3 protein-coding genes and 1 pseudogene are annotated in these 11,576 nt (G+C 69.5%); 2 read left to right on the forward strand and 2 right to left on the reverse strand.

Translation table 11 applies throughout. The annotated features are described in order from the left end of the window. Nucleotides 1–416 precede the first annotated feature (416 nt). A complete protein-coding gene (locus ACXC9Q_RS27960) occupies nt 417–1,817 on the reverse strand; it encodes an FAD-binding oxidoreductase (protein WP_457059604.1) in 1,401 nt (466 codons plus the stop codon). A 132-nt stretch (nt 1,818–1,949) separates the two neighbouring features. Between ACXC9Q_RS27960 and ACXC9Q_RS27965 the strand changes: the two genes are divergently transcribed. Both ACXC9Q_RS27965 and ACXC9Q_RS27970 read left to right on the forward strand, forming a co-directional pair. Continuing rightward, nucleotides 1,950–7,454, forward strand: a complete 5,505-nt coding sequence (locus ACXC9Q_RS27965) for an ATP-binding protein (RefSeq protein WP_457059605.1) — start codon at nt 1,950–1,952, stop codon at nt 7,452–7,454. Between the two features lie 21 nt (nt 7,455–7,475). Then, nucleotides 7,476–9,635, forward strand: coding sequence for a transglycosylase domain-containing protein (locus ACXC9Q_RS27970; RefSeq protein WP_457059606.1), 2,160 nt, complete (start codon nt 7,476–7,478; stop codon nt 9,633–9,635). Nucleotides 9,636–9,653: 18 nt separating this feature from the next. Here the strand turns inward: ACXC9Q_RS27970 and ACXC9Q_RS27975 are convergent. Beyond that, a pseudogene (locus ACXC9Q_RS27975) lies at nt 9,654–11,567 on the reverse strand (primary-amine oxidase); the annotation flags it as partial. Nucleotides 11,568–11,576: the final 9 nt, after the last annotated feature.

Genomic DNA, 11,576 nt, shown 5'->3' on the forward strand with positions numbered 1-11,576 from the left:
AACTTCCGCCCCATCACAACACCCTCCAACAATCAGGCGTTGCAACAATCCCCTGAATCTGCCCACCCGATCCGGGACGAGATCCTCCCCACCCCGGCGACAACCAACAGAACTCGGCCAACGTCCCGGGACGCGTAGGAGGCGAACAAACCACCCCCACGGATACGTCAGACGAGCCGGATATCCCATGACCTTGTCCCTTCTCCCGTGAAGATTCGGCGGGAGAAGGGACAATTCGGCGGGAGAACCCGTCAAATGGCGCCGGTGGGCGGGGAGCAGCCGGTGGTGGTGGCGGGTGTGGCTACGGCTGGGAGTGCGCGGGGGTGGCTGCGGTTGGGGTTGCGCAGGCCGGCTGGGAGTGCGCGGGGGTGGCTGCGGTTGGGGTTGCGCAGGCCGGCCGGGGTTGCGTGGGGCGGCTACGGTTGGGGTTTCGCGGGGGCGGGGCCGTAGGGGAAGAGCTTCTGCGGATCGTAGGTCGCGCGGATCTCGGCGAGGCGGGTGAACGTGTCGGCCGGCCAGGACGCCTGGTAGGAACCAGGTACGGCGAAGGCGCCGGCGAAGTTGACCGTGGCCTCGGCGGAGATCCAGGGACCCAGCTTGGTCAGGACGCCGTCGGCCGTTGCCGGCAGCACCTGTTCGAACAGGCCTGGATCGGGTACGCCGATCATCGTCAGTGTGCCGGCCCCACCACGGCCGCCGACCGCGCTGCTGTCCGGCACGTCGCGCTGCGTCGCTCCACCGAGATGCCGGAGCTCGATCGCGACCAGGGGCAGCTGCCGGTCCGGACCGGCAGCGTCGAGGAACGCCTCGACGAAGCCCGAGCCGAACTCGGTCAGCATCACACCGCGATCCCACGACGCGGTCGGGTCCTTCGGGTCGTTGTGGATGAGTGCGATGTCACTGGCCGGCATCTCGCCGACGGCGTCGATCAGCGTCGTACCGGCGTCCCGGATCGGCTGGAACAGTCGCTTGCCCTCGGCAACATCACCGACGAAGGCGAAGCGGACACTGAGAACGGTCTTGCCGCGGAGCGGTTCGGGGATGAAGTCGAGCGGAGGCAGCCGGAGGACCACCACGGACGAATTCGCTGCCTCGGGCAACGTCTTGGTCCAGTCGGCCCACGCGGTCAGTACTGGAGCGATGTGCTCGGCATCGAAGAACACCGATCCGCCGTACAGCGTGGTCAGCTCGACCAGACCGAAGTCCATCGACGTGACGATGCCGAATCCGCCCTTGCCGCCGCGCAGTGCCCAGAACAGGTCGGGATGCTCGGTCGCCGTTGCCGTCACGACCTCGCCCGACGCGGTGACCACGCGGAAGCCGCGGGCCCAGTCGGACGAGAAGCCGTAGGTCCGCGCCAGCGGGCCGAGGCCACCGCCGAGCGTGTAGCCGATGCAGCCGACCACGTCGGACGCGCCGGTGATCGGGGCGAGTCCGTGCTCGGCAGCGGCCGTGACGACATCGGCCCAGACACAGCCCGCGTTGATCTGCGCCACCTTCTCGTCCGGGTCGACAGTCACGCCGGCCAGCCGGGACGTGGTCACCAGGATGCCGTCGGTGACGGGAATCGGTACCCCGTGCCCGGTCGCCAGTACGCGGACCGGCGTACCGGTCTCGGCTGCGGCCCGAACCACTGCGACGGCGTCGGCCTCACTGGTGATGCCGACCGCTACGTCCGGACCGTGCACCACCGCCGTGTTGAACCCGGCCAGTTCCTCGGTGAAGCCTTCATCCCCCGGCTCCAGAACCGGTCCGGTTACCTCGGCCCGAAGCCGCTCGGCCAATCCACCCATGATGTCCTCCCCAAAGTCGCCCACCGGCGTCAGTTTTCCTGCCGCGAGGGTCATCAGGGGGGACCCGACTCGACGGTAATGCCTCCGGACTGAAAACCTGTGCCAGCGGTTGGCGATCCCAACCGTACAAGGCAGGGTGAGACACGGAGGCGGTCGATGTTCAAGCGTATCGCAGTAGTGAACCGGGGCGAGGCCGCGATGCGGCTGATCAACGCGGTTCGTGAGGTGAACGCCGAAGGTAGGGAGCAGATCGAGACCGTTGCCCTGTTCACGGATGGTGAGCGGACGGCGACGTTCGTCCGCGAGGCCGACCTGACCTACCCGCTCGGCCCGGCGTCCGCGCGTCCGTACCTCGACCTGGCCGTGCTGGAGCGTGCGCTGCGGGAGACCAAGGCCGATGCGGCCTGGGTCGGCTGGGGGTTCGTGGCCGAGGACCCGGCGTTCGCGGAGCTGTGTGAGCGGATCGGCGTCACGTTCATCGGGCCGTCGCCGGAGGCGATGCGCAAGCTGGGCGACAAGATCGGGTCCAAGCTGATCGCCGAGGAGGTCGGCGTACCGGTCGCGCCATGGAGCCGTGGGCCGGTCGAGTCGCTGGAGGCGGCCTTGCAGGCGGCCGGGACGATCGGCTACCCATTGATGCTCAAGGCAACGGCCGGCGGCGGTGGCCGCGGCATCCGGGTGGTCCGGTCCGCGGACGAGCTGACCGACGCGTACGCGCGGACCAGTGACGAGGCCGCCCGTGCCTTCGGCAGCGGCGTGGTCTTCCTGGAGCGTCTCGTCACCGGAGCCCGGCACGTCGAGGTGCAGGTCATCGCCGACGGCCAAGGGACCGCGTGGGCGCTTGGCGTCCGGGACTGCTCGGTGCAGCGCCGCAACCAGAAGGTCATCGAGGAGTCCGCTTCCCCGCTGCTGTCGGCGTCGCAGGTCGACGACCTGAAGGCGTCGGCCGAGCGGCTGGCCCTGGCGGTCGGTTACCGCGGCGCGGCGACCGTCGAGTTCCTGTATCACCCAGGTGAGAAGACCTTCGCGTTCCTCGAGGTGAACACCCGGCTCCAGGTCGAGCACCCGATCACTGAGCTGACCACCGGGATGGACCTGGTGAAGGCCCAGCTGCACGTCGCGAACGGCGGCCGGCTGGAGGGCACGAAGCCGGCCGAGAGCGGTCACGCCGTCGAGGCCCGGCTGAACGCCGAGGACCCGGACCGTGACTTCGCGCCGTCGCCGGGGCGGATCGCCGTCCTCGACCTGCCCGCTGGGCCCGGCATCCGGGTGGACACCGGTGTGAGCGCGGGCGACAGCATCCCGGCCGACTTCGACTCGATGATCGCGAAGATCATCGGCTACGGCCGGACCCGCGAGGAGGCGCTGGCGCGGCTGCGCCGGGCGGTCGGCGCGACCACGGTCCTGATCGAGGGCGGCGCGACCAACAAGAGCTTCATCCTCGACCTGCTCGACCAGCCCGAGGTGATCGACGGCAGCGCCGACACCGGCTGGATCGACCGGGTCCGCGGCGAGGGCCGGCTGGTGTCGCACCGCCACTCCGGGGTCGCGCTGGTCGCGGCCGCGATCGAGGGGTACGAGGACGCCGAGCAGGTCGAGCGGACGCGGTTGCTGGAGACCGCGCACGGCGGCCGGCCGCAGGTGCAGCACGAGGTGGGCCGGGCGATCGACCTCAAGCTGCGCGGCGCGAGCTACCGGGTGACCGTGGCGCGGATCGGGCCGGACCGGTTCCGGGTCGGCGTCGGCACCGGCAACGACCACCTCAAGGTCGTCGACGCCGAGCTGGAGCGGCTGGACGACTACACGAGCCGGCTCGTCGTCGGCGGGCAGCGGTTCCGGCTGGTGACCGCGACGCACGGCCCGGTTCACCTGGTCGAGGTGGACGGTGTGACGCATCGCGTCAGCCGGGACGAGGGCGGCGTACTGCGTTCTCCCGCGCCGGCGCTCGTGGTCGCGACGCCGGTGCAGAGCGGTGCCGAGGTCGAGGCCGGTGCGCCGGTGCTCGTGCTGGAGAGCATGAAGATGGAGACGGTGCTGTACGCGCCGTTCAAGGCGACCGTGAAGGAGTTGGTGGTCGCCACCGGCAGCCAGGTGGAGACCGGCGCGCCGCTGCTTCGGCTGGAGCCGGTGGCCGACGACGCCGGTGCCGAGGAGGCCGCTCCGGCGGAGAACGGCGTACAGCTGGACCTGCCGAACGGGACGGGGGAGAAGTCCGCGGCCGAGCGGGTCGAGCGGGGACTGGACGACCTGCGCAGCATGCTGCTCGGGTTCGACATCGACCCGCAGGACGAAGGCGGAACCCTGGCCGGTTACCTGGCCGCGCGGTCGGAGCTTCCGGAGGCGCCGGTCGTCGCCGAGATCGAGCTGCTGAAGGTGTTCGCGGACTTCGCCGAGCTGAGCCGAAACCGGCCGGCCGGGGCGGATACCACGATCGAGAACCGGGTACACAGCCCGCGCGAGCACTTCCACACCTACTTGCAGAGCCTCGACCCCGACCGGGGTGGTCTGCCGGCCGAGTTCCGCGCCCGGCTGACCCGGGTGCTCGGTCACTACGGCGTGAGCGATCTGGAGCGCAGCACCGAGCTGGAAGAGGCGGTGTTCCGGATCTTCCTGGCGCAGCAGCGCTCGAGTCCCGACGTCGTGCTGGTGACATCGGTGCTGCAGCGCTGGATCGCCGAGCCGCGCCCGGAGGCGCCGCTGGACGAGTCGGCGCACGACCTGCTGGACCGGCTGGTGCTGGCGACGCAGCTGCGCTTCCCGGTGGTCGGCGATCTGGCCCGGAGCGTGCGGTTCCGGTGGTTCGACCAGCCGCTGGTCGACGCCGAGCGGGCCTCGATCCTGGCCGGGGTCGGTGACGAGGTCGCGGATCTCACCGCGCACCCGGAGGCGCCGGACCGGCAGGAGCGTGTCGACGCCCTGGCCGCTATCCCCGAGCCGATCGTCCGGTTCCTGGCGCAGCGGCTGGAGCGCGGCTGGGGTGAGCGCGAGCCGATGCTCGAGGTGCTGATCCGCCGGCACTACCGCGAGTACGAACTGCACGACCTGCGCGAGTTCGCCGTCGACGGGCGGCCGTTCGCGACCGCCGACTACACGATCGACGACCGGCCCAGCCACCTGGTCACCACGGTCGGCACGGTGGCCGAGGTCGCCGACCCGGACAGCGGGCTGGCCCGGGCGCTGACCGCCCAGATCGACGCCCGCCCGGCCGGGCACGAGGCCGTGGTCGAGCTCTACCTCTACGGCCCGGACCTGGCGGACTCGCAGCAGGAGGCGTCCGACCGGTTCCGCCGGATCGTCGCCGACCTGCCGATCGCCCAGCGGGTACGCCGGTTCTCGGTCGCGATCGCGCCCGGTCAGGATCGGCCGGTCTCGTATTTCACCTACCGTCCGGCCGGTGGCTCGGTGACCGAGGACGACAACGTCCGCGGCGTCCACCCGATGGTCGGCCGGCGGCTGAACCTGTGGCGGCTGCGCGACTTCCGGATCACCCGGCTGGAAGGGCCCGAGGACGTCCTGCTCTACTACTGCGTCGCGCGCGACAACGAGGCCGACCAGCGCCTGGTCGCGCTGGCCCAGGTGCGCCAGTTCGCCGTGGTCCGCGACGAGGACGGGCAGGTGACCTCGCTGCCGCACGCGGAGCGGGCGATCGCGAACTGCCTGGAGGCGATCCGCCGGGCCCGCACCGATCGGGGCGCGGCCGGGGCGAAGCTCGACATGAACCACGTCTGGGTGCACATCTGGCCGGTGGTCGACGCCCAGGTCGACGAGGTCACCGCCCTGCAGCGCAACATCGCCCCGCTGACCGCGGGGGCCGGGATCGAGGAGGTCCTCGTCCAGGGCCGGGTCGCGGCCCCGGACGGCAGCATCAACCCGGTCGCGGCGCGGTTCTACTACCAGCCCGGTGCAGGTGTCGTCACCTCGGTCGAGCTACCGCCGACCGGACGGCTGATGCCGCTCGACGACTACGCCCAGAAGGTGCAGCGGTCGCGCCGCCGCAACACCATCTACCCGTACGAGGTCAGCGGCATGGTCGCCGGTGCGGGCGGCTCCTTCGTCGAGTACGACCTCGACGACACCGGCGCCCTGGTCCCGGTCGACCGCCCCCGCGGCCTGAACAAGGCCGGCATCATCCTCGGCGTCGTCAGTACGCCGACCTCGCGGCACCCCGAAGGCATCACCCGGGTCGCGCTCAGTGGCGACCCGACGAAGGCGCTCGGCGCGGTCGCGGAGCGGGAGTGTGCCAGGATCATCGCGGCCCTCGACCTGGCCGAGCGGATGCGGGTGCCGGTCGAGTGGTACTCACTGTCCGCCGGCGCCCGGATCTCGATGGACTCCGGCACCGAGAACATGGACTGGGTCGCCAAGGCGCTGAAGCGGATCGTCGAATTCACCCAGGACGGCGGTGAGATCAACGTCGTCGTGGCCGGCATCAACGTCGGCGCGCAGCCGTACTGGAACGCCGAGGCGACGATGCTGATGCACACCAAGGGCATCCTGGTGATGACCCCGGACAGCGCGATGGTCCTGACCGGCAAACAAACGCTGGACTTCGCCGGTGGCGTCTCTGCCGAGGACAACTTCGGCATCGGCGGCTACGACCGGGTGATGGGCCCGAACGGCGAGGCGCAGTACTGGGCGCCCGACCTCAAGGGCGCCCGGGACGTGCTGATGGCGCACTACGACCACTCGTACGTCGTCCCCGGGGAGAGCGGTCCGCGCCGGGCCGAGACGTCGGACCCGGTCGACCGCGATGTCACGACGTACCCGCACAGCGTGCCGGACAGCGACTTCAAGACGGTCGGCGAGATCTTCTCCGCGGCGACGAACCCGGACCGCAAGAAGGCGTTCGACATCCGTACGCTGATGCGGTCCGTCACCGACCTGGACCACCCGGTGCTCGAGCGCTGGGCGGGGATGGCCGACGCGGACACCGCGGTGGTGCAGGACGCGCGGCTCGGCGGGTTCCCGGTCTGCCTGGTCGGGATCGAGTCCAAGACGGTCCCGCGGCGTGGTTTCCCACCGGCCGACGGCCCGGACACCTACACCGCCGGCACGCTGTTCCCGCGGTCGTCGAAGAAGGTGGCGCGCGCGATCAACGCGGCCAGCGGCAACCGCCCGCTCGTCGTACTGGCGAATCTGTCCGGTTTCGACGGCTCGCCCGACTCGATGCGGAACCTGCAGCTCGAGTACGGCGCCGAGATCGGCCGGGCGATCGTGAACTTCGAGGGACCGATCGTTTTCTGCGTCGTGTCGCGCTATCACGGCGGCGCGTTCGTCGTGTTCTCGAAGGCACTGAACCCGTCGATGACCGTGCTCGCGGTGGAGGGTTCGTACGCCTCGGTGATCGGTGGCGCGCCGGCGGCGGCGGTCGTGTTCGCCGGTGAGGTCGACGCCCGGACCGCGGCCGACGTGCGCGTTTCTTCGCTGGCTGAGCGAGTTCGGGACGCGAGCGGCGCCGAGCGGGCCGCGCTCGCGACCGAGCTGGCCGAGGTGCGAACCGCCGTCCGGGCTGAGAAGCTCGGCGAGGTGGCGGCCGGGTTCGATCGGGTGCACGACATCCGGCGTGCGGTCGAGGTCGGGTCGGTGGATGCGGTGATCAGCGCGCGGGAACTGCGGCCAAAGTTGATCGAGGCAATCATCTCCGGGGTATCGGGAGTTTGATCGCTGGCTTAGCCTGGAGGTATGCGTACCGAGAGGGGCGGTCGCAACAAGGCTCGTTCGTTGATCACTTTCATCGGGGTCAGCGTGCTGTCGGGCGCGCTGGCGGCGGGGCTGGCGATTCCGTTCGCCGGCTTCGCCGGGCGTGGCTCCCAAGCGGTGGTCGAGTCCGTGCACAACCTGCCGCGGGAGCTCGACGTCGATCCGGTGGCCATCCGCAGCCGGATCCTGGCCGCGGACGGGACGCTGATCGCCACCCTGTACGAGCAGAACCGCGTGCCGGTGCCGCTGTCCGACATCAGCCCGATCATGCGGACCGCGATCGTGGCGATCGAGGACTCCCGGTTCTACGACCACGGCGCCCTGGACCTGAAGGGCACCCTGCGGGCGATGATCCGCAACCAGACCGAGGGTGAGGTACAGCAGGGCGGCTCGAGCATCACCCAGCAGTACGTGAAGCTCAGCCTGGTCGAGAAGGCCAAGACCGCTGCCGAACGCGCCGACGCGACCGCGGTCACCTACCAGCGCAAGCTGACCGAGCTGCGCTACGCGATCGCGATCGAGGACCAGCTGTCCAAGGACGAGATCCTCGAGCGGTACCTGAACCTGGTGAACTTCGGCGACGGCTCGTACGGCGTCCAGGCTGCCGCCCAGCACTACTTCCGGACCTCAGCCGCCAAGCTCAACCTGCCGCAGGCCGCGCTGCTGGCGGGCCTGGTCAAGAACCCGACCGGCTACGACCCGACCAACGACCTGGCCCGGTCGACGGCCCGGCGGGACGTGGTGATCCGGCGGATGCTCGAGCTCGGCGTGATCTCGCTGCACCAGGCCAACCAGGCGCTGAAGACGCCGGTGATCGACCTGGCCCGGGTCGAACCGGTGCCGAACGGCTGCGCCAACTCGCGCTACCCGTTCTACTGTGACTACGTCGTCTCGAAGCTGCTGGAGAACCCGGCGCTCGGGGCGACCGTGAAGGACCGCGACCACTACCTGAAGACCGGCGGACTGATCATCCGGACCTCGATCGACCCGCGGATCCAGACGGCCGCGCAGGCGTCGATCACCGAGCACAGCAAACGCACCGACACCGCGATCGCGGCGATCACGATGGTCGAGCCGGGCACCGGCGTGGTGAAGGCGATGGTGCAGAGCAAGCCGTACGGCAACGGCCGCAACCACACGAACTACAACTACAACGTCGAGAAGTCCTACGCCGGCGGGTTCGGCGGGTTCCAGAACGGCTCGACGATGAAGGCGTTCACGATCGCGGCAGCCCTGCAGAAGGGCTTCGCGATGGACTACCGGATCAACTCACCGGAGCAGATCGATCTGAGCGGGAAGAAGTTCACGACCTGCACGGGCTGGACCCGGGACCGGGACTACCGGCCGAAGAACTCGACGCACAGCGGTGACCTGACCATGGTCGACGCGGCCCGGTTCTCGACCAACACCTACTTCCTGCAACTGTCCCAGCGGACCGGGCTGTGCCCGATCGCGCGGATCGCGTCCCGGCTCGGGATGTACAACGCGCAGACCGGCGGGCCGCTCGACCAGGTCGTGTCGATGACGCTGGGGGTCGGCTACGTGACGCCGTTGATGCTGTCGAACGCCTACGCGACCTTCGCGGCCCGCGGCAAGTACTGCAAGCCGCTGGTCGTCGTGGCCGTGCGGGACAACGGCGGCCGGCCGATCGACAGTCCGGGCGTCGAGTGCAAGCAAGCCATTCCCCGCGCTGTCGCGGACGGGGTCAACCGGGTGCTCAGTGCCGTGATGATGCCCGGCGGGACCGGTGGCCGGTTGCGGTTCGGCACCCGGGACATGGGCGGCAAGACCGGCACCATCCAGCAGAACCTGGCCGTCTGGTTCTCCGGCTACACCCCGAACCTGGCCGCGGCCGCGGTGGTCGCCGACGCGAGCCTCCCGTACACGAACCTGATGTTCCGGCACACCCTGGACGGCGTGGACATCGCCGATCCGACCGGCTCGGGTACGGCTGGACCGCTGTGGGAGACCGCGATGCAGGGCGCGCTGGACGGCATGCCGGTGAAGCGTTTCGTCGCCCCACCGGCCAAGATGATCCAGGGCCCGGCCTCGGCCAGTTCCGGCCAACCGAACCAGAACCAGAACCAGCCGAACCAGAACCGGGGGAACCAGAACCGGCCGACCCCGAACCAGCCGCGCTGACAGGGTCCATCAATCGCTTCAGTGGCACACCTCGCCATCGGTCTTCATCGTGGGCGCCACGTCGATCGACGGGTTCTGGTCGAAGAAGCCGAACGGCTTGAGCCAGAAGGCGATCGTGTCGACCGGCATCACCGGCCAGTCCTCGACCCGGGTGACGTGGTGGATGCCGAACACGTACCAGAGCACGATGTCGGTGTTCTCCAGCAGTTCGTCGTCCGCGATCCACCGCGTCATCCCGTCGTCGACCGTCGACTGGGTCGGGTAGTCGCCGCACGGCCAGCGCTCCTCGTCGTGCTGCCGGGTCACCCAGACCGTGTGCCCGATCACCGGGGCGCGCAGGTACTGCGGCGTCTCCGGGTCCATCAACGGCGGGATCGACGCGCTCGGGACGAGCTTGTACGCCGGGTTCGTGCCGACGGCGTTGACCCGGTTCGGGTTGACCACCTTCCAGGATCGTTGGGTCGCCCACTTGAAGTCGCGGGCGGCCTCGGACTCGGAGCGGATCGGCGTCGCCTCGGTGACGACCGCGAGTCCGTAGGGGTTCTCGGCCGAGACCGGCAGCGCCCGGGAGTCGACCTCCTGCACGGTGTTCCCGTCACCGTCCACGTCGAGATCGAGCCGCGCGACCAGGAAGTGCTGGTGGAACGGCGCATACGTTTGCTTGTCGACCAAGGTCCCGGTCGGTGGCGGCGTACCGTCCGCCGCGAACGGCGTGGTCACCATCAGCCCGGTCGCGCGGACCTCGCACTCGATGTTCCCGTCCTGGTAGAAACGCCAAGAGATCAGGTATTCGTAGTTCGCCACGGTCGCGTGACACGACACGACCATCCGGCGCATCCGCCGTACCTCGGCGCCGGTCGTGTGGTCGACGTGCTTCCAGAGGACGCCGTTGTCCTCCTCGTGCAGGCAGATCGCGTTCTTGATCGGATACGGCTCGCCGTGCGTGTCATGCAGTACGGCGTCCAGGTACACGATCTCGCCGAGACAGTCGCAGCCGAGCTCGAGCGAGGTCGTCATGAACCCGAGACCCCATTCACCGATGTCGAACGCCGTACGCCGGTAGTGGTCGAACGACGTGTCGCGGTAGGGGACCACCATCTCGGTGAACGACATCCGGTACGCGATGTCGCGGGTCGTGCCGTGGTCGTCGTACGTGACCTGATAGATGACCGGACCCTCGCGGTGGTTGAAGCCGAGGCGCATGGTCCAGTTCTGCCACTTCAGCTCGGTGCCGTCGACGGTGAACGAGACGCCCTCCGGCTGGGTGACCTCGAGCGGTTTGAGGTCGGTGCGCAGCTCGCCCGTCCACGGGCCGGGGGCGTACTCCGCGTTGACGTCCGGCTGACCGTGGTTGTGGTCGTTCTCGAGTTCGAGCAGCTCCAGCGTGTTCATGTCGACGACGACCTTCAGGCCGGACACCGGGTGCGCGTACGGGTTGCCGTCGGGGGTCTCGCGGTACCAGATGTCACACCAGCCGAGCCGCCGGTCGCGGTACTTGTCCGGCATCAACGCCTTGCCGTAGGTCCACACCTCGATCAGTACCAGCGACAGGTCGGTGATGCCACGCTCGGCCAGGGCGGCGATCACGTCGGGGTGAGCGCGCATCGCGTCGTCGACCTCGTGGTACTCGTCGACGGTGAAGTTGGGAGTGACGCCGGCGACCTCGGTCCACGAGACGACGCGGTCGCCGGTCAGATCGACCACACCTTCCCAGGTCTGGTTGTCGGCCCGGTTCCACAGGACGGCGAACGCCGTCCGGGGAATCGGATCACCGGGGCGCCAGGCCTTCACCGCGGCCTTGTCGGGCTCGAGCAGCTCGATCGCGGCGAAGCGCCAGGATCCGCCGAGCTCCTCGTCCCGGCGCAGGATCGCCGTGGTGTGCCGGAACTCGTGCTCGTCCAGCGGATCGAGTGGATGCGTCGCCATGGCCTTCTCCTGGTT

Source organism: Kribbella sp. CWNU-51 (assembly GCF_054073265.1).